Here is a 22,263-nt window from a genome sequence, read left to right as displayed (position 1 = left end):
CGCGTTCGGCGGCCGGAAATCCGGGGGACCGAACGGGACAAGATCGATCAAATCTGCGGCGGTCGGCCCGAAAAAGGCGGGAGGAGCACCTTCGCCCATCCCTTGAGTGCACCACAGGCGTCATTGCCCACAGCGCTTACGGCTCATGCCCCGTGGTGACGTGTCCGAAACCAGCAAGTAACAGCGGCTCATGCGGTCCGGCGTATAAGATCCGCTCGCGTCATCCTACGGCGGTTCCGAACAGGCCGCCCAGAGCGAAGGTCACACCGGCCGCCGCACCGCCGAGCGCGAGCTGCCTGAGCCCGCTGTACCACCAGGTACGGGCGGTCACCTTGGCCACCACCGCACCGCAGCCGAAGAGCCCGGCGAGCGCGAGGAGCACGGCGGGCCACAGAGCGGTCGCGCCCAGCAGGTACGGCAGCACGGGCAGCAGGGCGCCCAGCGCGAAGGACCCGAACGACGACACGGCCGCGACCAGCGGTGACGGCAGGTCACCGGGGTCGATGCCCAGTTCCTCGCGGGCGTGGATCTCCAGCGCCTGCTCGGGATCGCGGGACAGCTGCCGGGCGACCTCGCGGGCCAGTGCGGGCTCGACCCCGCGGGCCGCGTAGAGGGCGGCCAGCTCGTCCTCCTCGTCCTGGGGGTGCCTGCGCAGTTCGCGGCGCTCCACGTCCAGCTCGGCCTCGACGAGTTCGCGCTGCGAGGCGACAGAAGTGTACTCGCCGGCCGCCATGGAGAAGGCGCCGGCGGCGAGGCCCGCGAGGCCGGTGATGACGATGGTCTGCTGACCGAGGGAACCGCCGGCGACACCGGTCATCAGGGCGAGGTTGGAGACGAGACCGTCCATGGCGCCGAAGACGGCGGGGCGCAGCCAGCCGCCGTTGACGTCGCGGTGGGTGTGGTTGTCACGGTGCGCCGCGTGCAGCGGCGCCTCGGTCTCGATGATGGCCATGCGGGTTCCCCCAGGAAGCTTAGCCAAAGCTAACTTTGGACGCGTTCTACTTTTCGACTCCACCGAATGTACGCCCTCACTGTCACCCGCGCCAGCAAGGAAAGGCTGGGCTAACCTGCGGCTTTACCTTCTTTGCTCATCCGTGCCAATGGCTGCTCAGATGCCGAGCGGGTGACGCTGCACGCCCGGAGGAGGGTGTGCGGCCCTCGCGTGGCAGACATCCGCAAAGGGCCTCGGGCGCACAGGGCCTCGCGGCCCTCGCTGAAGGAGAGGCGTCCATGGCATCGCTCGCGTGCACCCCCCCGGCGCCGCTACCGGCACCCGGGGACTCGGCCGGACTGCGGGAGCGGGCGCGCGGCGCCCTGCTCGGCCTGGCCGTCGGCGACGCGCTCGGAGCGCCCGCGGAGAACCTCCGGCCCTCCGAGATCCGCGCCCGCTGGGGCCGTATCACCGGGTACGTGAGCGAGCGCCCGTCGGGCACGGACGACACCGAGTACGCGATCTTCTCCGGGCTGCTGCTGGCCCGGCACGGGTCGGCGCTCACCCCGGCGCACGTCGAGGCGGCCTGGCACGAGTGGATCGCCGACCGGGCGGAGGGCCCCTTCCGGGGCGCGGGCTTCAGCGAGCGCGGCACGCTGGAGAACCTCCGCCGGGGCCTCGCCGCCCCCATCTCGGCCCAGCACCGGCACGCCTGGAGCGACGGCCTGGCGATGCGGGCGGCGCCCTTCGGCGTCTTCGCCGCAGGGCGCCCCGCCGAAGCCGCGCGCCTGGTGGCCGTCGACGGCTCGGTCAGCCACGAGGGCGAGGGCATCTACGGCGGCCAGGCCGTCGCGGCGGGCGTCGCCGCGGCGATGACAGGGGCACCCCCTCCGGTGGTCATCGCCTCCGCCCTCGCCGCCGTCCCCGAGGACTCCTGGACGGCCCGCTCGCTGCGCCGCGCGGTCGCCGTGGCCCACCGGGGCGAACGCGCGGTCCGCTCCGCCGTGGTCATCGGCGGCTATCCCTGGACCGACCTGGCCCCCGAGGCCGTCGCCCTCGCCTTCGGCGCGTACGCGGCGGCCGACGGCGACTTCCGCGACGCCGTCCTCACCGCGGTCAACATGGGCCGCGACGCCGACACCACAGCCGCCGTCGCGGGCGCCCTCGCCGGCGCCGGCCAGGGCATCTCCGCCATCCCCACCCACTGGGCCACCGCCATCGGCCCGGCCCGCGGCCACTGCCTCCCCTCCATGGCCGGCCACCACATCCTGGACGTGGCGGAACTCCTGGTACCGGAGGAGGGCGGCAAGTGGGGCGAGGGCCTGGTGATGCCGGACTTCCTGCCGACCGCGGCGCGGAGCTTCACCGACGAGCCGACCGCGGCGCGAGGCTTCACCGACGAGCCGACCGAGCCCCTGGAACCCCCGGCGACCATCCAACTGACCGAGCCCCTGGAACCCCCGGCGACCATCCAACTGACCGAGCCCCTGGAACCAACGGCCACCATCCAACTGGCCGAGCCCCTCGAACCCGCGGCCACCATCCAGCCGACCGAGCTTCTGGAACCCACGGCCACCATCCAGCTGACCGACCCCGTACAACCCGCCGGCCCATCCCCGCTCCATCCAGCCACCGTCCAACTGGCCGAGCCCGTACGCCTCACCGCCCCACCCCTGTCCGCCGACCTGAATCCCACAGAATTCACCGACCCACTCCCACCCCACCCGGCCACCATCCAGCCGACCGTGCTCCCGGAACTCACCCATCCCACGTCGCCCCACCCGGCCACCGCCCAGCCGACCGAACCCCCGGAACCCACCCACCCCACCTCACCCCACCCGGCCACCACCCAGCCGACCGAACCCCCGGAACCCACCCACCCCACCTCACCCCACCCGGCCACCACCCAGCCGACCGAACCCCCGGAACCCACCGATCCCCTCTCGCCCCTCCCGGCCACCATCCAACTGACCGAACCCCCGGAACCCACCCACCCCACCTCACCCCTCTCCACCACCGAGTCAAGTGGTGAGTGGGCGGAGGAACGGGGGTCCAGGGGGCGGAGCCCGCTGGTTGGGGCGGGGAAGTCGGGGCAGCAGGACAGTGAGGGACGATGATGCGCCGTATCGAGGGACTCCTGCTCGGCCTCGCCGCAGGCGACGCCGCCGGGTGGCCCGCGGCTCGTCACCGGGCGGCCCGGATGCCCGAGTGGACCCGCCGCCTCACCCGTGAGCTGGACACCTTCGCCGAGCACAACGCGACCACCACCCTGCCCGTGCCGATCGCGCTCAACCAGCCCCCCGAGCCCCTGCGCCTCGGCCCGTCCGACGACGCGGAGTGGGCGGCCTTCGCCGCGGAGGCGGTCCTGCGGGCCGGTGACGAGGACGCGCTCGGCGACCTCGGCCGGGACCGTCGTATGCGCGCCGCCATCGACCTCACCTGGACCGCCGTGGCCTCCGAGGTCGCCGCGGCGGCGGACCGCGCCCCGGAGATCGAGTCCGCCGTCCTCCCGCTGCGCGCCCGCATCTCCGTCCGCGCCGGCCTCGGCAACCTCGCCGCCGGCCTGCGCCCGCCCGCCACCGGCCACGACAACCCGCACTACTTCGACGACGCGGCCTGCGTCCGCGCCTGCGTCCTCGCGGTGGCCCACCCCGGGGACCCCCGCCGCGCCGCCGACCTCGCCGAGTTCGACGCCCGCTACACGCAGGACGGCGACGGTGTGCACGGCGCCCGCGCGATGGCGGCGGCCCTCGCGCTGGCCCTGTCCGGCGCCGGCGCCGACGACTGTGTGGCGACGGCCCTCGCCGAACTCCCCGCGCAGACGGAGATCGGCCGCAACACCCGCCACGCGCTCGCCCTGGCCCTGGACACCGGCACCGCCTTCGCGCTGGTCCCCCTCCTCGAACACCAGATCGTGGACCACGTCTACAGCTACGGCATCGCCGCCGCCGAGACCGTCCCCGTCGCCCTCGCCCTGACCGTCGCCGCCCGCGGCCGTATCGCCGAGGCGGTGCCCGCCGCCGCCTGTCTGTCCCGGGTCGCCGACTCCGCACCCGCCCTCGCCGGCGCGCTCACCGGCGCGCTGGGCGGCGGCGCGTCCGTACCGGCCACCTGGCGGGACGCCTGCCGCACCCTCTCCGGCTGCGCACTGCCCCGCCTCACCGGTACCGATCTCGTGGAACTCGCCGGACTCCTGGAAGCCGCGCAACGGGCCCGACCAGGAGGATGATTCGGGGCATGACGCCCACAGGAGAAGAAAGCGGCGGAGCCGGCGGCCCGATCGGTCTCGACGACCGGATCACCGGTGCCCTGGTCGGAGCCGCCGTCGGCGACGCCCTCGGCGGTCCCGTCGAGGGCTACTCGCCCGGCCAGATCGTCGAGCGGCACGGCGGCCGGGTGCACGGCGTCGTCGGCCCCTGGCACGGCGACGAATGGCGCACCGCCCGCCCCGTCGCCCCGTACCACAAGGGCGACGGCCACGTCACCGACGACACCTTGATGACCCACGCTCTGGTCCGGGTCTACGCCCGGGTCCGCGACCACCTCGACGCGTACGCCGTCGCGGACCACCTGGTCCCGGACCTGATGACCACCCCGCGCTGGATCCCCGAGCTGGAGGCCGAGGCGCTGCCGCTGCAGCGGATCTTCCTCGCCGAGAAGTGGCTGGTGGCGCGGCTCGCCTACGGCCATGTGGATCCCCGGGAAGCGGGCGTCGGCAACATCGTCAACTGCGGTGCGGCGATGTACATGGCGCCCGTCGGCCTGGTCAACGCGGCACATCCGGCCGCCGCGTACGCCGAGGCGCTGGACGTCGCGGGCGCGCACCAGTCGTCGTACGGCCGTGAGGCCGCCGGGGTCTTCGCCGCGGCCGTCGCCGCCGCCACCGCGCCGGGCGCGACCCCGGACTCGGTGGTGACGGCGTGCCTGTCGCTGGCGAAGGACGGCACCCGCGAGGCGATCGAGAAGGTCTGCGAAGTGGCCACGTCCTACGGCGACTTCGAGTCGGCACTGCTCCCGCTGCGGGAGGCGGTGGCCCCGTACGACACGGTCGGCCCCGACTACCGCGCCCCCTCCCTCGGTGCCCGCCGCCCCTCCCGGCTGCACTCGATCGAGGAACTCCCCGTCGCCCTGGGCATGTTGCTGGTCTCCGGCGGCGACTTCCGGCACGCGGTCCTGGGCTCGGTCAACTACGGCCGCGACTGCGACTCGATCGCGACCATGGCCGGCGCGCTCGCGGGTGCCCTCGGCTCGCCGGTCCCCGAGGAGTGGTCGAAGACGGTGGCCGAGGCGAGCCGGCTGGACCTGTGGGCGCCGGCCCGCGACCTGACCGCGGTCAGCCGCGAGGTCTTCGCGCTCGACGTGCGCCGGCGCCGCGCCCACGAGAGCGCCTTCGCCGCCCTGGGAGGCAGCGCATGCTCCGACTGACCTGGGTCCAGCCCGAGGACCTGCTCGGCCACGAACTGCGCCAGGCCCGCCTGGACGGCCGCGAACCCTCGCGGATCGAGGCCCGCTGGCGGGCCGCCGGCGGTCTGGACGCCCCGGAACGCGCGGGCGCCTCCCCGGACCGGGCCTCGCGCTATCTGCGCCTCCTCGCCGAGGACCTCCTGGACGAACTGGCCGATCTGCCCAGCGCGTTGGCCGAGGACGAGCCGACGGACCTCGCGCGGATCAAGGCCGCCTGTCCCGACTGGCCCGCCGCGCGCGCCTGCGCCCCGCCGTCCCCGCCGTCCCCGCTCGCCTTCGAGGCCGCCTGGCTCGGCCGGGCCGTCGGCTGCCTGCTGGGCAAGCCGGTCGAGAAGCTCCCCCTGGACGGCATCCGCGCCCTCGCCCGTGCCGCCGGCAACTGGCCCCTCACCACCTGGTTCACGGCCCGGGGCGTGCCCGACGACCTTCTCGCCCGTTACCCCTGGAACCGCCGCTCGGCCGCCACCTGTCTGGCTGAGAACATCGACGGCATGCCCGAGGACGACGACCTCAACTACCCCCTCCTCAATCTCCTCCTCCTCCAACGGCACGGCCGGACCTTCACCACCGCCGACGTGGCGCGGCTCTGGCTCGACGAACTCCCACCCGGCCGCACCTTCACGGCCGAGCGCGTCGCCCACCGCAACCTCCTGTGCGGCATCGAACCCCCGCACACCGCCCGCCACCGCAACCCGTTCCGCGAATGGATCGGCGCCCTGATCCGCGCCGACGTCCACGGCTGGACCAACCCGGGCGACCCGGCGACCGCCGCCGAGCAGGCGTACCGCGACGCGACCCTCACCCACACCGCCAACGGTGTCTACGCGGCGATGTTCACGGCCGCCGTCATCGCCGCCGCGGCCACCGGCACCCAGGACGTCCACGCCTGCCTGCGCACCGGCCGCACGGTCGTCCCGCCCCGCTCCCGGCTGGCGCGGGCCGTCGACCACGCGCTGCGACTGGCCGGGGAGCACACGGACTTCGACGACGTCGTGGACGCGCTGCACACCCTCCACGGCCCCACCCACCACTGGGTGCACGCCATCCCCAACACCGCTCTGATCACCGCCGCCCTCGCCCACGCCGACGGCGACTTCAGCGGCTCCGTCTGCCGTGCGGTGTCCGGCGGCTGGGACACCGACTCCAACGGGGCGACCGCCGGCAGCGTCGCCGGTCTCCTCGCGGGCACCCCCGACGCACTGCCCGACCGCTGGCCGGCCCCGCTGAAGAACCGGCTCGCCACCACGGTCGCCGACTTCGACGGCACCGGCTTCGACACCCTCGCCCACCTCACCCACCTGGAGGCGACCCGCCCATGACCCATATCGCCGTCCTCGGCAGCACGAACATGGATCTCGTCACCTACGTCAGCAAGGCTCCGCAGCGCGGCGAGACCGTGACGGGGCGGGAGTTCCGTACGATCCCCGGCGGCAAGGGCTCCAACCAGGCGATCGCCGCCGCCCGCGCCGGCGCCACGGTGTCGATGATCGGCGCGGTCGGCAACGACGCGTTCGGGGTCCGGCTGCGCGACACCCTCGAACACTGCGGTGTGGACACCGACTCCCTGCGCACGGTCGAGGGCCCCTCCGGCACCGCGCACATCGTGGTGGACGACGAGGGCGGCAACGCGATCGTCGTCATCCCCGGCGCGAACGGCACCGTCGACCACCTCTCCCCCGGCGACGAGGGGGTGATCGCCTCCGCCGACGCCCTGCTGCTGCAGCTGGAGATCCCGATGGCCGCGGTCGTCGCGGGCGCCGAGGCCGCACGCCGGCACGGTGTCCGTACGGTGCTCACACCGTCCCCGGCCCAGCCGTTGCCGCCCGAACTCTTCGAGGCGACCGAGCTGTTGGTGGCGAACGAGTTCGAGTCGGTCACGCTCACCGGCCGCACCGACGTGCGCGAGGCCGCCGCCGCGCTGCTGGACGTGGTGCCCGAGGTCGTCGTCACCCTGGGCGCGGCCGGTTGCCTGTACCGGTCCCGGGGCACCGAGCCGCTGCTCGTGCCCGCGCCGCAGGTGACGGCGGTGGACTCGACGGGCGCCGGCGACACGTTCGCGGGCGCGCTCGCGGTCGCCCTCGCCGAGGAGAAGCCGGTACGGGAGGCACTGTCCTGGGCTGCCGCGGCGGCGGCGCTGTCCGTGCAGCGGGAGGGCGCGTCGGTGTCGATGCCGTACCGCCCGGAGATCGAGGCGCAGTACACCGCATGAACACGCCCGCGAATCCCCCTGCGAACCCCCCTCGCGCCCAGTCCCTCGACGGTCCCCCCTCCCCCGGCCGTCCCCAGCCCCTCGGCGGTCCCCGGTCCCCTGGCCGTCCCCAGTCCGTTGACCGTCCCCAGTCCCTCGACGGTCTGCGGGTCCTCGACCTGGCCACCCTCTTCGCCGGTCCCCTGGCCGCCACGATGCTCGGCGACTTCGGCGCCGAGGTGATCAAGGTGGAGCATCCGGGCCGTCCCGACCCGTCGCGGGGCCACGGCCCGGCGAAGGACGGGGTCGGCCTGTGGTGGAAGGTGCTCGGCCGCAACAAGCGCACCATCACCCTCGACCTGTCCAAGCCCGGCGGCCGTGCCACGCTGCTGCGGCTCGCCGCCCGTGCCGACGTGGTGATCGAGAACTTCCGGCCCGGCACGCTGGAGAAGTGGGACCTGGGCTGGGCGGAGCTGTCCGCCGCCAACCCGCGGCTGATCCTCACCCGGGTCACGGCCTTCGGCCAGTTCGGCCCGTACGCGCACCGGCCCGGCTTCGGCACCCTCGCCGAGGCCATGAGCGGCTTCGCGGCGCTCACCGGCGAACCGGACGCGCCTCCCACGCTTCCGCCGTTCGGGCTGGCGGACTCGATCGCGGCGCTGGCGACGGCGTACGCCGTGCTGACGGCCCTGGCCGCCCGGGAGCGCACCGGCGAGGGCCAGGTCGTGGACATGGCGATCATCGAGCCGATCCTCGCGGTCATCGGCCCCCAGCCCACCTGGTACGACCAGCTCGGCTACGTCCAGGAGCGCACCGGCAACCGGTCCGCGAACAACGCCCCGCGCAACACCTACCGCACCGCCGACGGCCAGTGGGTCGCCGTCTCCACGTCCGCGCAGTCGGTGGCCGAACGGGTGATGCGGCTGGTGGGCCGGCCGGAGCTGATCGAGGAACCGTGGTTCGCCACGGGCGCGCAGCGCGCCGCGCACGCCGACGTGCTGGACGCGGCGGTCGGCGCGTGGGTCCGGGCCCGCACCCGGGACGAGGTCCTCGCGGCCTTCGAGAAGGCGGAGGCGGCGGTCGCCCCGGTCCAGGACGTGCGGGACGTGCTGGAGGATCCCCAGTACCAGGCCCTGGACACGGTCACCACGGTCGACGACCCCGAACTGGGCCCCCTGCGGATGCAGAACGTCCTCTTCCGTCTGTCCTCGACGCCCGGCGCGATCCGCTGGGCGGGCCGGCCGCACGGCGCCGACACCCAGGCGGTGCTCACGGAGCTGGGTCTCACGCCGGCCGAGCTGGACGCCCTGCGCCAGGAGGGCGCCCTGTGACGCCGTTGCCGCTGACCTGGCTCTACGTCCCCGGCGACCGCCCGCACGTGGTGGCCAAGGCGCTGGTCGCGGGCGCGGACGTGGTGGTGGTCGACCTGGAGGACGCGGTCGCCCCCGACCGCAAGGCGTACGCCCGCGAGGCCACCGCCGAGTTCCTCCAGGACCCCCAGCCGGTCCCGGTCCACGTCCGGGTGAACTCCCTCGACACGGAATGGGCTGCCGCGGACCTGGCCCGGCTCGCCCGGCTGCCCGGCCTGTCCGGCCTGCGGCTGCCCAAAGTGACCTCCCCCGACCAGGTACGGCACGTGGCCACGGCCACCCCTCTCCCCCTCTACGCCCTGCTGGAGTCGGCCCTCGGCATCGAACGCGCCCACGCCATCGCCTGCGCCCACCCCTCCCTGCGGGGCGTCTCCCTCGGCGAGGCCGACCTCCGCGCCGACCTGGGCGTACGGGCCGACGCCGGGCTCGACTGGTCCCGCTCCCGCGTGGTCGTCGCCGCCCGCGCGGCCGGTCTCGCCCCACCGACCCAGTCCGTCCACCCCGACATCCGCGACCTGGACGGCCTGGCCGCCTCCTGCGCCCGCGGTCGCACCCTCGGCTTCCTCGGCCGCGCGGCCATCCACCCCCGCCAGCTCCCGGTGATCGAGCGGGCCTACCTCCCCACCCCGTCCGAGATCGAGCACGCGGAGACCATCATCAAAGCCGCCGCCACCAACGAGGGCGCCCAGGCCCTTCCCGACGGCCGCTTCATCGACGCGGCCGTGGTGGCCATGGCCCAGCGAACCCTCTCCCTGACCAGGAGACGGTGAGCCCGCAGCCACGACCGCCACACCACTATCGACCCGGCCATGGTGGCCATGGCTCAACGACCCTCTCCTTGACCAGGAGGGGATGAGCCCGCGGCCACGACCGCACACCACTGCGGTGGGCAGAGGCGGGTCGGCGCTGTTTCGTCAGGCCGGCCCTTCTCCGCCGCGACGGCGCGCAACCACGGTGGTGGTGATCGGCGGTGCCGGACTCGGCTCAGCCGTCGGCGCGTACAAGCAGAGGGCGCCCGGAGGAATTCCGGGCGCCCTCTGTGTCGTACGAACAAGCGTCAGCTCTTCTTGGCCGCCGACTCGGTCTCGTCCTTCGATTCCGCCACAGAGTCCGCTTCGGAGTCCGATGCGGGGTCGGGACCGGACTCGGGCTCGGGATCCGGCTCGGCCTTGGGCTTGTCCATGTCCACGCCCTTGCCGTCGGCCGTGTCCTTGCCCTTGACCTCGGCCTTGGTCTCGCCGTTGCCCTCGCCCTCGGCCTCGGTCTCCACCGCCTCACCGCCGGAGGCACCCTCGGAGAGCGCCGCCGGTTCCACCACCGCTTCACGGCCCGGACGCTTCTTCGCGGAGATCACGATGTAGGCGACCGCCAGCAGGAAGACGATCAGCGCGGTCCAGTCGTTGAGCCGCAGGCCGAGGATGTGGTGGGCGTCGTCGACGCGCATGTACTCGATCCAGCCGCGGCCCACGCAGTACGCGGCGACGTACAGGGCGAAGGCCCGCCCGTGGCCGAGGGTGAAGCGGCGGTCGGCCCAGATGACCAGGAGGGCGACGCCGATGCACCACAGGGACTCGTACAGGAAGGTCGGGTGGTAGTAGCCCGGCACCCGGCCGCCCTCGGAGGAGGTGATGTGCAGCGCCCACGGAAGATGCGTCTCGCGCCCGTACAGCTCCTGGTTGAAATAGTTGCCCCACCGGCCGACGGCCTGCGCGATGGCGATGCCCGGGGCGATGGCGTCGGCGTAGGCGGGCAGCGGGATGCCCCGGCGCCGGCAGCCGATCCACGCGCCCACGGCACCCAGGGCGATGGCGCCCCAGATGCCCAGGCCGCCTTCCCAGACCTTGAAGGCGTTCACCCAGTCACGGCCCTCGCTGAAATACAGCTCGTAGTCCGTGATCACGTGGTAGAGACGGCCACCGACGAGGCCGAAGGGCACCGCCCACACCGCGATGTCGGCAACCGTGCCGGACCGCCCGCCCCGGGCGATCCAGCGCTTGTTGCCGAGCCAGACGGCGATGAAGACGCCGGCGATGATGCAGAAGGCGTAGGCGCGCAGCGGAATGGGACCGAGGTGCCAGACCCCGTGCGACGGGCTGGGAATGTAGGCAAGTTCCATGGCAAGGTCGACGCTACCGTGCCGGGCACCGGGGACGGCACGCGGCCCGGCTACGGGTGCATAACAGGCGGGTGAGAAACCCCGCTCACCTCTGGGCGGCCTCCACCATCTGCTTGAGCTTGTCCGGCGTCAGCGTCTGGTCCTGGTAGATGTTCTTGCCGCCGAACAGGACCGTGGGTGTTCCGCCGAAGTGACCGGCCTCGAAGGCCTGGTGCGACTTGTTCACCCAGCTGTTGTGGATGCCGTCCTTGACGCACTTCTGGAACGCCGGGGTGTCCAGGCCGTTCACCTTGCTGGCCAGGTCGATCAGCTTCGTGTCGTTGCCGAAGGCGTCGTCGGTCTCCGGGGGCTGGTTCTCGTACAGCACGTCGTGGTAGTCGCGGAACTTTCCGGCGCTCTGGGCGCAGGCCGCCGCGTTGGCCGCGCGCAGCGAGCCGGTGCCGCCGAGATTGCCGTCGATGAGGCGGACCAGGTGGTAGTCGATTCTGAGCTTGCCGGAGTCGACCAGTTCATGGAGGACGGGGCGGTACCGCGTCTCGAAGGCCTGGCAGGCCGGGCAGCGGAAGTCCTCCCAGACCGTGAGCGTCGCCTTGGCGTCGTCCTTGCCGACCGGGATCGCGAGGCCGTCCTTGCCCTGCGCGCCCGAGGGCGCCACGACCGGGCCCGCGTTGTTCTTCCCCTTGTCCTTGCCCGCGTTCGCGGCGATCACGCCGATCACCGCCGCGAGCCCGAGGACGCAGACGACGCCGGCCCCCACGATCAGCGCGCGTCGTCGCCTGTCCGCGGACTTCTGCTTCTCGCGCTCCACCGCCAGCCGCTCCCGGGCGGTGCGCTTTCCGTCACGGTTCTTCTCGCTCACACCCCCTGAACGAACCGGGGAGGCACTGAGCGCCTCCCCGGCCGTAGGTCCACCCGTTCGAGTGACTCCCCGTCCCGCCAGGGAAAAGTGACGGCCGGTGAACGGACGGTCACGTCACGTCACCTCGGCAGTGTTCACGCCTGCCGGCGGACGCCCTTCGCCAGGTCCCCGGCGAGGGCCCGGACATCCTCGATCCCGCTCGCGTGGTCGGCGGCGTCCAGCATCCGCTTCACGAACGCCGAGCCGACGATGACGCCGTCGGCGAAGCCGGCGACCTCGGCGGCCTGGGTCGCGTCGGAGACGCCGAGGCCGACGCAGACGGGCAGGTCGGTGCCGGTGGCGCGGGTGCGCTCCACCAGGTCCTCGGCCTGCGCGCCGACGGACTCGCGGGTGCCGGTGACACCCATCAGCGAGGCGGCGTAGACGAAGCCGCTGCCGGCCGCGGTGATCTGGGCGAGCCGTTCGTCCTTGCTGCTGGGGGCGACGACGAAGACCGTGCCGAGCCCGTGCTTCTCGGCGTGCTCACGCCACAGGGCCGACTCCTGGACCGGCAGGTCGGGCAGGATGCAGCCCGCGCCGCCCGCCTCGGCCAGCTCGGCGGTGAAGCGCTCCACGCCGTAGCGGTCGATGGGGTTCCAGTACGTCATGACGAGGACCGGCTTGCCGGTGGCCTCGTGCGCCTCGCGCACGGTGCGCATGACGTCCGCGATCTTGACGCCGCCGCGCAGGGCGATGTCGTCGGCGGTCTGGATGACCGGGCCGTCGAGGACGGGGTCGCTGTGCGGCAGGCCGACCTCGACGATGTCGGCGCCGCCGTCGAAGGCGGCCTTGATCGCCTCGATGCCGCCGTCCACGGTCGGGAACCCGGCCGGGAGGTAGGCGATGAGCGCGGCCCGGCCCTCGGCCTTGGCGGCGGCGAGGGTGTCGGACAGCAGCTGAAGGTTCCCGCTCACTTGGCGTCCCCCTCGATCTCGGCGGTGTCTGCTTCGTTGGCGGCCACCTCGGCGTCGGCGGACGTGTCGTAGAGGCCGAAGTAGCGGGCGGCGGTGTCCATGTCCTTGTCGCCACGGCCTGAGAGGTTGACGACGATCAGGCCGTCCTTGCCCAGCTCCTTGCCGACCTCCAGGGCGCCGGCGAGGGCGTGGGCGCTCTCGATGGCCGGGATGATGCCCTCGGTGCGCGACAGCAGGCGCAGGGCCCGCATGGCGGCGTCGTCGGTGACCGCGCGGTACTCGGCGCGGCCGCTGTCCTTGAGGTAGGAGTGCTCCGGGCCGATGCCCGGGTAGTCCAGACCGGCCGAGATCGAGTACGGCTCGGTGATCTGGCCCTCCTCGTCCTGCAGGACGTAGGAGCGGGAGCCGTGCAGGATGCCGGGCTCGCCGGCGGTCAGGGTGGCCGCGTGCTCGCCGGTCTCCACGCCGTGCCCGGCCGGCTCGCAGCCGATCAGGCGGACGTCCGCGTCCGGGATGAAGGCGTGGAAGAGGCCGATGGCGTTGGAGCCGCCGCCGACGCAGGCGACGGCGGCGTCGGGGAGCCGGCCGGCGCGCTCCAGGAGCTGGCGCCGGGCCTCCACGCCGATGACGCGGTGGAAGTCGCGGACCATCGCGGGGAAGGGGTGGGGTCCCGCGACCGTGCCGAACAGGTAGTGGGTGCGGTCGACGTTGGCGACCCAGTCGCGGAAGGCCTCGTTGATGGCGTCCTTCAGCGTGCGGCTGCCGGACTTCACCGCGACGACCTCGGCGCCGAGCATGCGCATGCGGGCCACGTTCAGGGCCTGGCGCTGGGTGTCGATCTCGCCCATGTAGATGGTGCATTCGAGGCCGAACAGGGCACAGGCGGTGGCGGTGGCGACGCCGTGCTGGCCGGCGCCGGTCTCCGCGATGACGCGGGTCTTGCCCATGCGCCGGGTGAGCAGGGCCTGCCCGAGCACGTTGTTGATCTTGTGGGATCCGGTGTGGTTGAGGTCCTCGCGCTTGAGGAACACCCGCGCGCCACCGGCGTGTTCGGCGAACCGCGGCACCTCGGTGAGGGCGCTGGGCCGGCCGGTGTAGTTGACGAGCAGGTCGTCGAGTTCGCGGGCGAACTCGGGGTCGTGCTTCGCCTTGTCGTACTCGACGGCGACCTCGTCCACGGCGGCGACGAGCGCCTCCGGGATGAACTTGCCGCCGAAGGCGCCGAAGTAGCCCTCGGCGCTGGGGACTTGACCCTCGGGGTCGGGGATGAAGAACTGGCTGGGCATGCGGACACCTCGCAGGGGCTGCGCCCCAGGGTTGCTGGACTTGGGGTACGTGCTGAGCGTGCGCGCGCTGTGCTCGGGCGTACTGGGCTCGGGCGTGTGTGCTCGGGCGTGTGTGCTCGGGCGTGCTGTCCCACCTGCCCGCCCGCACGGTCGGCGGGGACGGGCGAAGACCTCAGGACACCGGCGCCGTCGAGGTCCGGCGGTGGCGGACCGGCCGCGCCCCCATCGTGCACCAAAAGCCCACCAGGGCAACCGGAGTTCGCAGGGAGAGGCGGTTCAGCTCACCGCGGGGGACACGCGCGCACCATGGTGCCATCGCATGCCGTTCACCTGGCCGGGTTCGTCACCGATCACATAGCGGACCCGCCGCCCGTGCACCCGCCGCGCGGGGGCACGGCAGCCACGGGGACGGCAGCCGCGGGCGAGGCGGGCATGGGGGTCCCGCGTCGCCAGGGTGATCGGAGCGTTCATCGCCGTCCAGCTTAGCGAATGATCAGCCGCGGCCGTGCCGCAGTGCGGGGTGCTCGCCCGCCGCGACCAGGTCGGCGACGGCCGCCTTGGGGTCGCGTCCGGTGACGAGGGACTCGCCGACCAGGACCGCGTCGGCACCCGCGTTGGCGTAGGCGATCAGGTCGTGCGGCCCGCGCACACCGGACTCGGCGACCTTCACGAGGTTGTCGGGGATCTCCGGGGCGACCCGCTCGAAGGTGCCGCGGTCGACCTCCAGGGTCTTCAGGTTGCGCGCGTTGACACCGATGATCCTGGCGCCGGCGTCCACGGCCCGCTCGACCTCGTCCTCGTCGTGGACCTCGACGAGCGGGGTGAGACCGATGGAGACGGCACGCTCGATCAGCGACTCCAGGGCCGGCTGCTCCAGGGCGGCCACGATCAGCAGCGCGAGGTCGGCGCCGTACGCGCGGGCCTCCCACAGCTGGTACGACGTGACGATGAAGTCCTTGCGCAGCACCGGGATGTCCACGCGGGCGCGGACGGCCTCGAGGTCGGCGAGCGAGCCGCCGAAGCGGCGCTGTTCGGTGAGGACGGAGATGACGGCGGCACCGCCCGCCTCGTAGTCCGCGGCGAGTCCCGCCGGGTCGGCGATCGCGGCCAGCGCGCCCTTGGAGGGGCTGGAGCGCTTGACCTCGCAGATCACCTTGACGCCGTCGCCCTTGAGGGCCGCGACGCCGTCCTTGGCGGCGGGAGCCTTGGCGGCGCGCTCCTTGAGCTCGTCGAGGCTGACGCGTGTCTGCCGCTCCGCGAGGTCGGCCCGGACTCCGTCGATGATCTCGTCGAGCACACTCACGCGAGCGGCCCCCTTCCAGGCGGTGGTTCGTGCCGGGTTCGAAAACCCATGGTCACTGCGATGGTATCCGCAGGAGGGCCAAGGGTTCGCATCCAGTGGCCGCCGGTCCCATTACCTGGACGTTCCCCATTCGATCAAGGATGCAGCCAGCCACCGAACGGCAGGTTCCGGACAACGCTGAAGACCAGCAGCAACGCGCCGACGACCGCCATCGGGACCGGTCCGAGCCCGATCCGCATCGGCCGGCCGCGGACCGCGCGGACCACCCAGACGGTCCATACGACCGCGAAGGCCAGGTAGGCGGCCACGCCCGCGGCGTTGTCCCGCAGGGCGCCGAGCAGGTCGCCGTGGATGAAGGCGTGGGCACTGCGCAGCCCGCCGCAGCCGGGGCAGTACAGCCCGGTGAACCGGTACAGCGGGCACACCGGGTAGTGGCCGGGCTGGTTCGGGTCGACGGCGCCGACGTACGCGAAGGCCCCGGCCACGGCCACGAGGATGCCGCCCGGCACGGCGAGCCGGCGCCAGAGGGAGTCCGGAGGAGGCTGCGGCGGGGCCGCCACCGGCCCGGCGGACGGAAAGGCGCGCGGGGTGATCCCGCTGTCGGCAGTCACCCTCGTATTCTGCCCGCCACCACGCCCACACGCGCGAGGACCCCCGCGACGACTCCCGCCGACCGGCCCGCACACACGAGGGGTCCCCCGAGGACCGCCGTACACGTGGAAACTCCCACCCCCGACCAACACATGCCGACGCCCGCCGGCCAGACCGCACACACGAAGAACCCCGCGAGCACCGCCGCACACACGAAGAACCCCGCCGACCGGCCCGCACGCGCGAAGCGCCCCGCGGGGAGCGCCGTACACGTGGAAGCCGCCACCTCCGACGAACACGCCACGACGTCCGCCGGCCAGACCGCACACGCGAGGAGTCCCCCCGGGCCGCCGCACACGCGGAAACTCCCACCCCCGACCAACACACAACAGCACCCGTCGACCGGACTACACACGCGGAGCGCTCCGTGAGGAAGCCCCGTTCGCGGGAAACGCGCGAGGGGCGGCCCGCGACTTTATGGTGCGCGGGGCCGCCCCTCGGGGACGTGCGGGGTGTCAGCTCTCGGCGCCGACCGGCTCGCGGGTCGCCGCGGGGGCCTGGGTCGTGACGGAGTGCGCCTGCTTCGGCTGGCCGAGGCCCATGGCGCGCATGGCGACACCGACGACGCCGCCGAGGACCACGATCACCATGCCGGCCCAGAAGCCGAGCGGCTGGGCCATCACCATGAAGGCACCCGCGACGCAGAAACCGATGAAGGCGATGGTGACGCCGGTCCAGGCGGCCGGGGTGTGACCGTGGTTGTTGCCCGCCATGACTTGCTCCTCGTTGCTGTGGTCGTGTCGTCGTACGCGTCGTACGTTTCGAGGCCCGTCCGTCACTCCGCGAGCCGGACGCTCGTCCTCCATTGTCCCGTACGCGCGCGCGTGCCGGACGCTGGGGTGGCGTCTGGTTCGCCACATCCGGCGACGGGCGGGCGGTGGGGCCGCGGCTCAGGCTCCGGTGGGGTCCTCGCCACGGTCCAGGGCCTTCCAGATCTCCTCGGGGCGCTCGGGGTCGACCGGGCGGGCCTTGCCGCGCGGGCGGGCGGTACCGCGCTCGTAGCGGCCCGACATGGCCGGCCACAGACGGCCGTAGCGCAGGGCGAGGAGTCCGGCGAGCAGGATCAGGGCGCCGCCGACGGCCGCGACGTACGGCCAGCCGGTGTGGGTGAGGGCGGCGACCGTCGCGGAGCTGTCGCCGGTGACCTGGGCGGCCTTGTCGTCCAGCGCGGAGCTGTCCGAGGCGCCGGTGAGGGCGGCGACGGCGATGCCGGCGCCGGAGAGCGCGAGGAGCCCGGCCACGGCCAGCCGGCCGGCCCGGCGGACGGCGAACACGGCGACCAGCGCGGCGAGGCCGACTATGGCGAGGGCGGCGGGCACACCGGTGACGTCGCTGCCCTTGGCGGTCAGCGGGAACGCGCCCCCGGCCACCGTCGCGGTGCCCGCGGACCAGCGCTGCCGGGTCGAGAGCAGCGCCACGGCCGCGCCGAGGGCACCGAACAGCAGGGCGACGGCGAGGCTCCGCCGGCCGGACCGGACGGGTGCGGTGGCTTCGGAACGGGGGTGAGGTACGGCAGTCACGTAGTCCACTATCGCCTGAACCCCGGGCGAACGGTCACCCGGGGTTCCCATTAAAGGCGTGAGAAGCGCCCCTGCCGACCGACTTTCCGACCGCGCCGCCGACCGCCCCACGGACCGCTTCACCGACCGGCCCTACCGGCTCTGCCGCCCCAGCCGGTTGGCGGTGTGCACGGCACGCAGCACGGCCGCCGCCTTGTTGCGGCACTCCTGGTCCTCGGCGACCGGGTCGGAGTCGGCGACGATGCCCGCGCCGGCCTGCACGTAGGCGGTGCCGTCGCGCAGCAGGGCCGTACGGATGGCGATGGCGGTGTCGGAGTCGCCGGCGAAGTCGAGATAGCCGACACAGCCGCCGTACAGGCCGCGCCGGGACGGTTCGAGTTCGTCGATGATCTGCATCGCCCGGGGCTTGGGGGCACCGGAGAGGGTGCCCGCCGGGAAGCACGCGGTGAGCACGTCGAAGGCCGTACGGCCGTCGGTCACCCGGCCGGTGACCGTGGAGACGATGTGCATGACGTGCGAGTAGCGCTCGACCGACATGAAGTCGACGACCTCCACCGTGCCGGGCTCGCAGACCCGGCCGAGGTCGTTGCGGCCGAGGTCGACGAGCATGAGGTGCTCGGCGCGCTCCTTGGGGTCGGCGAGCAGCTCCTCGGCGAGGGCCTGGTCCTCCTGCGGGGTGGCGCCGCGGTGCCGGGTGCCGGCGATGGGGTGGACCATCGCGCGCCCGTCCTCGACCTTCACGAGCGCCTCGGGCGAGGAGCCGACGACGTCGAACCCGTCGAAGCGGAACAGGTACATGTACGGGGACGGGTTGGTGGCCCTCAGGACCCGGTAGACGTCGAGGGCGCTCGCGGTGCACTCGGTCTCGAAGCGCTGGGAGGGCACGACCTGGAAGGCCTCGCCCGCGCGGATGCGCTCCTTGACGTCCTCGACGGCCGCCCGGAAGTCGGGGCCGCCCCACAGCGCGGTGTACTCGGGCAGTTCGGAGGGCGGCAGGACGGCCGGGGGCTGGGCGACCGGCCGGGCCAGGTCGGCCTCCATGGCGTCCAGACGGGCCACGGCGTCGGTGTACGCCTCGTCGACGCCGGTCTCCAGGTCGTTGTGGTTGATCGCGTTGGCGATCAGCAGGACCGAGCCCTCCCAGTGGTCCATGACCGCGAGGTCGCTGGTCAGGAGCATGGTCAGCTCGGGCAGCTTCAGGTCGTCGCGCTCACCGGGGCCGATCTTCTCCAGCCGGCGCACGATGTCGTAGCCCAGGTAGCCGACCATCCCGCCGGTGAAGGGCGGCATCCCCTCCTGGTGCGGGGTGTGCAGGGTCTGCAGGGTGGCGCGCAGGGCCGCGAGCGGGTCACCGTCCGTGGGCACGCCGACCGGCGGGACGCCGAGCCAGTGGGCCTGTCCGTCGCGCTCCGTCAGTGTCCCGGCGGACCGGACACCCACGAAGGAGTAGCGGGACCAGGAGCGGCCGTTCTCGGCGGATTCCAGCAGGAAGGTGCCGGATCGTTCGGCGGCGAGCTTGCGGTAGAGCGCGACCGGCGTGTCGCCGTCGGCGAGGAGCTTTCGGGTGACCGGGATGACGCGCCGGTCGGTGGCGAGCTTGCGGAATGTCTCGAGGTCCATGGCGGCAGACCTTACTGACCCTGGGCCGGCGCGCCGACGGCTTCGTCCTTCAGCAGGACGTCGGCCTCGAAGCAGGTGCGGGCGCCGGTGTGGCAGGCGGCACCCACCTGGTCCACCCTGACCAGCAGGGTGTCGGCGTCGCAGTCCAGCGCGACCGACCTGACCCACTGGTAGTGGCCCGAGGTGTCCCCCTTGACCCAGTACTCCTGCCGGCTGCGGGACCAGTACGTGCAGCGGCCGGTGGTCAGGGTGCGGTGCAGCGCCTCGTCGTCCATCCAGCCGAGCATCAGTACCTCGCCGGTGTCGTACTGCTGGGCGATGGCGGGAACGAGCCCGTCGGCGCTGCGCTTGAGGCGGGCGGCGATGCCGGGGTCGAGGCTGGTGGGGCGGGGGCTGCCGGGCGTACTGGTCATGGACGCCATTGTGCCGCGTGGCGGGGGGCGTGACGGTGGGTGTCCGGGGTGCGGACGGCCTGTATGGTCGTAGGCTGATCTCATGTCGACCTTCGCCAAGCGTGAACGGCTGTTGCTCGCCGACCTCTTGGAGACCATGGGTCCCGAAGCCCCGACGCTGTGCGAGGGCTGGACGACCCGGGACCTGGCCGCCCATGTCGTGGTGCGCGAGCGGCGCCCCGACGCCGCCGGGGGCATCCTCGTCAAACAGCTCGCGCCGCGCCTCGACCGGGTGATGGCCGAGTTCGCGGCGAAGTCGTACGAGGAGCTGATCCAGCTGATCCGCACGGGACCGCCGCGGTTCTCGCCGTTCTCGCTGAAGCAGGTGGACGAGGCGTCGAACACGGTCGAGTTCTACGTCCACACCGAGGACGTGCGCCGCGCCCAGCCGGACTGGAGCCCGCGCGAGCTGGACCCCGTGTTCCAGGACGCCCTGTGGTCGCGTCTGGACCGGATGGCCCGGGTGATGGGCCGGGGCGCGCCGACCGGGCTGGTGCTGCGCCGCCCCGACGGCCAGACGACGGTGGCGCACCGGGGCACTCCGGTGGTCACGGCGACCGGGGAGCCGGCGGAGCTGCTGATGTTCGCGTTCGGCCGACAGGACACGGCCGACGTGGCACTCGAGGGCGACGCGGACGCGATCACAAAGCTGCACGACTCCAAGGAACTGGGACTCTGAGGTCCCGGCATGATCAAGGTCGCCATGACCAGCGTGTACGTGGACGACGTGGCGAAGGCGCGCGCCTTCTACACGCGGGTCCTGGGCTTCGAGACCCGGACGGACATGGATCTCGGCGACGGCACGCTGTTCGTCACGGTCGGCGCGCCGCACGGGGCCCAGCGGGATCTCCAGCTGCTCCTTGAGCCCGGTGAGGGGCCGGTCGCGGAGCCGTACCGGACGGCGCTGTACGCGGCCGGGATCCCGTGCATCGTCTTCTCGGTGGACGACCTTCCGGCGGAGTACGAGCGCCTGCGCGGCCTCGGTGTGCGGTTCACGCATCCGCCGCAGGAGCAGGGGCCGGTGCTGGCGGCGGTGTTCGACGACTCGGTCGGCAATCTGGTGCAGCTGACGCAGCCGCTGGGGTGAGTGCTGGGGTGCTCGCTGGGGTGAGCGTGCCGCCCGGCCGGTTGGGTGAGGCGGGAAGTTCGGCTCAGGCGGGGAGTTCGGCCCGGCGCAGGTCCCGGAAGCACAGGGTGACGACGCCACCGAGCCCGCAGACGGCGGCGCTGACCACGAACACCGGGCGCAGGCCCCAGGCGCCGATCGCGGCGGCGGCGAACGGCATGCTCAGTGGCGCGAGACCGAGACTGACCAGGCCGGAGACGGCGGTGACGCGGCCGTGGTAGGCGGGGTCGGCCTGGGTCTGCAGCAGAGCCCCGCACATCGCGCCGCTGAGCCCGGCGAGCAGCCCGACCGCCAGGGCGACGCCGACGGCGCCGGCGAGGGTCGGGACGTAGGCGAGGGCGCCGATCGCGACGGAGCCGGCGAGGATCGCCCCGGCGGCGACCAGTGCCGCGTACGGGAGCCGCCCCCGGACGGCCAGCAGCAGCGAGGCGGCGCCCGCGCCGGTCCCGAAGCCGGCGAGCACCCAGCCCATGCCGGACGCGCCCCAGCCGCGGTGGTCGGCGAGCAGGGTGAGGCCGACGTTGAGCGGGCCGACGAAGCCGAAGTCGCCGAGGGCGATGACGAGCATCAGCGGGCCGAGGACGCGGTGGCCGCGGAGGTAGCGCAGGCCGGCCGCGAGGTCGCCCCAGGCGGTGGCGCGACGCGATCCGGCCGCGCCGGCACCGTCCTCGCCGTCCTCGGCGCCCGAGGTGTCGTCGGAGGTTTCGTCAGAGGTGTCGTCGGCGGGCAGGGGGCGGACGCGCACCGCGACGAGCAGCGGCAGGAACGCGGCGATGAGCAGTCCGGCGACGCCGAACGCGGTGGCCGCGCCACCGACCGCGACGACGAGGCCGCCGAGCGGGGCGCCGACGACGCTCGCGAAGCGGATGGCGAGGCCGCGCATGCCCTGGACCCGGGCCAGCTGGTCCGGGCTGGTGATGCGCGCCGGAAGCGCGCCCACGGCGGGCATGAACACGGCGTCGACCGTGCCGAAGACCAGCGCCAGCAGGGCGAGCGGCCACAGTCCGGGGCGGGTGAGGGCCAGCAGGGCGGCCACCGCGAGGACGGCCGCGCAGCGCGCGGCGTCGCTGCCGATGACGACCCGGCGCGGTCCCAGCCGGTCGGCGATCACCCCTCCCCCCAGCATCAGCAGGGCCCTCGGCACGGCGCTGACCGCCATCACGGCACCGGCCTGCGAGGGGGTGCCGGCCTGCACGGCGGCCCACGACAGCGCGAGGTAGTAGACGTTGTCCCCGAGCATGGAACAGGCGTACGCCCCGAGCCAGCGCAGCACGTTGGGGTCACGGTGGGCCTGCGTGGCGGCCGGGGCCATGACAGTGGCGGTCACGGAACGTGGGTCCTCTCGGGCGCGGGACAGGGCGGGGCGGGGCGGGACACGCGAAGGCCCTGGACGGGACGTGAGCGCGGGACGGGACGTCGTCGGA

The 22,263-nt window shown here is 73.4% G+C and carries 21 protein-coding genes and 1 pseudogene; 9 read left to right on the top strand and 13 right to left on the bottom strand.

The annotated features are described in order from the left end of the window. Positions 1 to 220: 220 nt before the first annotated feature. The gene (locus ACGFYV_RS28370; RefSeq protein ID WP_393881331.1) at positions 221 to 952 is read right to left on the bottom strand and encodes a VIT1/CCC1 transporter family protein; all 732 of its coding nucleotides are present in this window, start codon (positions 950 to 952) and stop codon (positions 221 to 223) included. Positions 953 to 1,230: 278 nt separating this feature from the next. Between ACGFYV_RS28370 and ACGFYV_RS28365 the strand changes: the two are divergent. From ACGFYV_RS28365 to ACGFYV_RS28335, 7 genes and pseudogenes are all read left to right on the top strand, one after another. Continuing rightward, positions 1,231 to 2,265 (top strand): annotated as a pseudogene (locus tag ACGFYV_RS28365) (ADP-ribosylglycohydrolase family protein); the annotation flags it as partial. A gap of 779 nt (positions 2,266 to 3,044) precedes the next feature. Then, a complete protein-coding gene (locus tag ACGFYV_RS28360) occupies positions 3,045 to 4,160 on the top strand; it encodes an ADP-ribosylglycohydrolase family protein (RefSeq protein ID WP_393881330.1) in 1,116 nt (371 codons plus the stop codon). A gap of 8 nt (positions 4,161 to 4,168) precedes the next feature. Further along, on the top strand, positions 4,169 to 5,356 hold the full coding sequence (locus tag ACGFYV_RS28355; RefSeq protein ID WP_393881329.1) for an ADP-ribosylglycohydrolase family protein: 1,188 nt from the start codon (positions 4,169 to 4,171) through the stop codon (positions 5,354 to 5,356). Further along, complete coding sequence (locus ACGFYV_RS28350) at positions 5,344 to 6,714, top strand: ADP-ribosylglycohydrolase family protein (RefSeq protein WP_393881328.1); 1,371 nt, start codon at positions 5,344 to 5,346, stop codon at positions 6,712 to 6,714. The genes ACGFYV_RS28355 and ACGFYV_RS28350 overlap by 13 nt, the downstream gene beginning before the upstream one ends. After that, the gene (rbsK, locus tag ACGFYV_RS28345; RefSeq protein ID WP_393881327.1) at positions 6,711 to 7,604 is read left to right on the top strand and encodes a ribokinase; all 894 of its coding nucleotides are present in this window, start codon (positions 6,711 to 6,713) and stop codon (positions 7,602 to 7,604) included. Before ACGFYV_RS28350 ends, rbsK begins: the two co-directional genes overlap by 4 nt. Further along, positions 7,601 to 8,914 carry a CoA transferase gene (locus tag ACGFYV_RS28340; protein WP_393881326.1) on the top strand — a complete coding sequence of 438 codons (1,314 nt, stop codon included), beginning with the start codon at positions 7,601 to 7,603 and terminating at the stop codon, positions 8,912 to 8,914. The genes rbsK and ACGFYV_RS28340 overlap by 4 nt, the downstream gene beginning before the upstream one ends. After that, positions 8,911 to 9,723 (top strand): HpcH/HpaI aldolase/citrate lyase family protein, encoded by an 813-nt coding sequence (locus ACGFYV_RS28335; RefSeq protein ID WP_393881325.1) that lies wholly within the window; start codon positions 8,911 to 8,913, stop codon positions 9,721 to 9,723. The genes ACGFYV_RS28340 and ACGFYV_RS28335 overlap by 4 nt, the downstream gene beginning before the upstream one ends. Before the next feature lie 287 nt (positions 9,724 to 10,010). Here the strand turns inward: ACGFYV_RS28335 and lgt are convergent, their stop codons facing one another. The 11 genes from lgt to hisI form a co-directional block, all read right to left on the bottom strand. Continuing rightward, positions 10,011 to 11,069 (bottom strand): prolipoprotein diacylglyceryl transferase, encoded by a 1,059-nt coding sequence (gene lgt, locus ACGFYV_RS28330; RefSeq protein ID WP_393881324.1) that lies wholly within the window; start codon positions 11,067 to 11,069, stop codon positions 10,011 to 10,013. Positions 11,070 to 11,154: 85 nt separating this feature from the next. Then, positions 11,155 to 11,928 carry a DsbA family protein gene (locus ACGFYV_RS28325; protein WP_393881323.1) on the bottom strand — a complete coding sequence of 258 codons (774 nt, stop codon included), beginning with the start codon at positions 11,926 to 11,928 and terminating at the stop codon, positions 11,155 to 11,157. A 134-nt stretch (positions 11,929 to 12,062) separates the two neighbouring features. Continuing rightward, positions 12,063 to 12,881: a tryptophan synthase subunit alpha gene (gene trpA / locus ACGFYV_RS28320; RefSeq protein WP_393881322.1), complete on the bottom strand. Its 819-nt coding sequence runs from the start codon at positions 12,879 to 12,881 to the stop codon at positions 12,063 to 12,065. Next, a complete protein-coding gene (gene trpB / locus ACGFYV_RS28315; protein WP_393881321.1) occupies positions 12,878 to 14,167 on the bottom strand; it encodes a tryptophan synthase subunit beta in 1,290 nt (429 codons plus the stop codon). Before trpB ends, trpA begins: the two co-directional genes overlap by 4 nt. A gap of 276 nt (positions 14,168 to 14,443) precedes the next feature. Then, the gene (gene trpM / locus ACGFYV_RS28310) at positions 14,444 to 14,638 is read right to left on the bottom strand and encodes a tryptophan biosynthesis modulator TrpM (RefSeq protein ID WP_393881320.1); all 195 of its coding nucleotides are present in this window, start codon (positions 14,636 to 14,638) and stop codon (positions 14,444 to 14,446) included. Between the two features lie 22 nt (positions 14,639 to 14,660). Further along, a complete protein-coding gene (trpC, locus tag ACGFYV_RS28305) occupies positions 14,661 to 15,470 on the bottom strand; it encodes an indole-3-glycerol phosphate synthase TrpC (protein ID WP_393881319.1) in 810 nt (269 codons plus the stop codon). Between the two features lie 134 nt (positions 15,471 to 15,604). After that, the gene (locus tag ACGFYV_RS28300) at positions 15,605 to 16,030 is read right to left on the bottom strand and encodes a DUF2752 domain-containing protein (protein ID WP_393881352.1); all 426 of its coding nucleotides are present in this window, start codon (positions 16,028 to 16,030) and stop codon (positions 15,605 to 15,607) included. 546 nt (positions 16,031 to 16,576) lie between these two features. Beyond that, a complete protein-coding gene (locus ACGFYV_RS28295) occupies positions 16,577 to 16,834 on the bottom strand; it encodes an HGxxPAAW family protein (protein ID WP_393881318.1) in 258 nt (85 codons plus the stop codon). Between the two features lie 177 nt (positions 16,835 to 17,011). Beyond that, positions 17,012 to 17,650: a TIGR02234 family membrane protein gene (locus ACGFYV_RS28290; protein WP_393881317.1), complete on the bottom strand. Its 639-nt coding sequence runs from the start codon at positions 17,648 to 17,650 to the stop codon at positions 17,012 to 17,014. Between the two features lie 123 nt (positions 17,651 to 17,773). After that, complete coding sequence (locus tag ACGFYV_RS28285) at positions 17,774 to 19,261, bottom strand: anthranilate synthase component I (protein ID WP_393881316.1); 1,488 nt, start codon at positions 19,259 to 19,261, stop codon at positions 17,774 to 17,776. 11 nt (positions 19,262 to 19,272) lie between these two features. After that, complete coding sequence (gene hisI, locus ACGFYV_RS28280) at positions 19,273 to 19,674, bottom strand: phosphoribosyl-AMP cyclohydrolase (RefSeq protein ID WP_393881315.1); 402 nt, start codon at positions 19,672 to 19,674, stop codon at positions 19,273 to 19,275. A gap of 82 nt (positions 19,675 to 19,756) precedes the next feature. Here hisI and ACGFYV_RS28275 point away from each other — a divergent pair, with 82 nt between their 5' ends. Beyond that, positions 19,757 to 20,392 (top strand): TIGR03085 family metal-binding protein, encoded by a 636-nt coding sequence (locus tag ACGFYV_RS28275; RefSeq protein WP_393881314.1) that lies wholly within the window; start codon positions 19,757 to 19,759, stop codon positions 20,390 to 20,392. A gap of 9 nt (positions 20,393 to 20,401) precedes the next feature. Then, entirely contained in the window at positions 20,402 to 20,800 is a 399-nt protein-coding gene (locus ACGFYV_RS28270) for a VOC family protein (protein WP_393881313.1), read from the top strand. A 64-nt stretch (positions 20,801 to 20,864) separates the two neighbouring features. Here the strand turns inward: ACGFYV_RS28270 and ACGFYV_RS28265 are convergent, their stop codons facing one another. Beyond that, positions 20,865 to 22,166, bottom strand: coding sequence for an MFS transporter (locus ACGFYV_RS28265; RefSeq protein WP_393881312.1), 1,302 nt, complete (start codon positions 22,164 to 22,166; stop codon positions 20,865 to 20,867). Between the last annotated feature and the right edge of the window lie 97 nt (positions 22,167 to 22,263).

Source organism: Streptomyces sp. NPDC048297 (genome assembly GCF_043201585.1).
GTDB lineage: Bacteria > Actinomycetota > Actinomycetes > Streptomycetales > Streptomycetaceae > Streptomyces.
The sequence above is the reverse complement of the archived record's forward strand: the minus strand, read 5'-3'. Positions and strand labels throughout refer to the sequence as shown.

Coding starts and splice junctions, on each gene's coding strand:
- ACGFYV_RS28350 (WP_393881328.1), top strand. CDS start 5,344: ATGCTCCGACTGACCTGGGTCCAGCCCGAGGACCTGCTCGGCCACGAA.
- hisI (WP_393881315.1), bottom strand. CDS start 19,674: ATGACCAGTACGCCCGGCAGCCCCCGCCCCACCAGCCTCGACCCCGGC.
- ACGFYV_RS28355 (WP_393881329.1), top strand. CDS start 4,169: ATGACGCCCACAGGAGAAGAAAGCGGCGGAGCCGGCGGCCCGATCGGT.
- rbsK (WP_393881327.1), top strand. CDS start 6,711: ATGACCCATATCGCCGTCCTCGGCAGCACGAACATGGATCTCGTCACC.
- ACGFYV_RS28370 (WP_393881331.1), bottom strand. CDS start 952: ATGGCCATCATCGAGACCGAGGCGCCGCTGCACGCGGCGCACCGTGAC.
- ACGFYV_RS28270 (WP_393881313.1), top strand. CDS start 20,402: ATGATCAAGGTCGCCATGACCAGCGTGTACGTGGACGACGTGGCGAAG.
- ACGFYV_RS28340 (WP_393881326.1), top strand. CDS start 7,601: ATGAACACGCCCGCGAATCCCCCTGCGAACCCCCCTCGCGCCCAGTCC.
- lgt (WP_393881324.1), bottom strand. CDS start 11,069: ATGGAACTTGCCTACATTCCCAGCCCGTCGCACGGGGTCTGGCACCTC.
- ACGFYV_RS28285 (WP_393881316.1), bottom strand. CDS start 19,261: ATGGACCTCGAGACATTCCGCAAGCTCGCCACCGACCGGCGCGTCATC.
- ACGFYV_RS28275 (WP_393881314.1), top strand. CDS start 19,757: ATGTCGACCTTCGCCAAGCGTGAACGGCTGTTGCTCGCCGACCTCTTG.
- trpM (WP_393881320.1), bottom strand. CDS start 14,638: ATGAACGCTCCGATCACCCTGGCGACGCGGGACCCCCATGCCCGCCTC.
- trpB (WP_393881321.1), bottom strand. CDS start 14,167: ATGCCCAGCCAGTTCTTCATCCCCGACCCCGAGGGTCAAGTCCCCAGC.
- ACGFYV_RS28295 (WP_393881318.1), bottom strand. CDS start 16,834: ATGGCGGGCAACAACCACGGTCACACCCCGGCCGCCTGGACCGGCGTC.
- ACGFYV_RS28360 (WP_393881330.1), top strand. CDS start 3,045: ATGATGCGCCGTATCGAGGGACTCCTGCTCGGCCTCGCCGCAGGCGAC.